The following is a 438-nucleotide window of genomic DNA, read 5'->3' on the forward strand; positions in this document are numbered from 1 at the left end:
CCCCCCCAGCCCGCACCCCCCCCACCACCCCCACAGGCGCGTGTCCAAGGACCGCCAGGCTGACGAGATTACTCAAGGTGACTTGAGTACAGTCGTGTGCTATTCCTATCTCCTCGGCGACGTCGTCCAGCTGGAGCTGGACGAGACCCTCAGATCGGTAGAGCGTCGTGTAGTGAAAGAGAGTGCAATGCAGTGTAGATCTCGCTGGTCGCCGTATCAATAAAAATCGGCGGGGGGCGGGGGGGCGTGGGGGGGGGGGGGGGGGTGGGGGGGGGTTGCGGTGGCGTGGGGCGTGGGCGCGGGGGGGGAGCCAGCGGGTCCCCAAAAACCCCCCCCCAAAACAAAAAAACAAACAAAAAAAAAAAAACACAAAACACAAAAACACAAAACACAACAAACAAAAAACCCCACAAAAAAACACACCACCACAAACACAAC

The 438-nt window shown here is 58.4% G+C and carries 1 protein-coding gene; it reads right to left on the reverse strand.

The features are described 5' to 3' along the window. Positions 1 to 216 precede the first annotated feature (216 nt). Positions 217 to 438: hypothetical protein (locus tag PUR61_RS10145; RefSeq protein WP_329877977.1), on the reverse strand; the 222-nt coding region annotated here is incomplete at its 5' end.

It is taken from the genome of Streptomyces sp. BE20 (assembly GCF_036322525.1).
Classification (GTDB): domain Bacteria; phylum Actinomycetota; class Actinomycetes; order Streptomycetales; family Streptomycetaceae; genus Kitasatospora.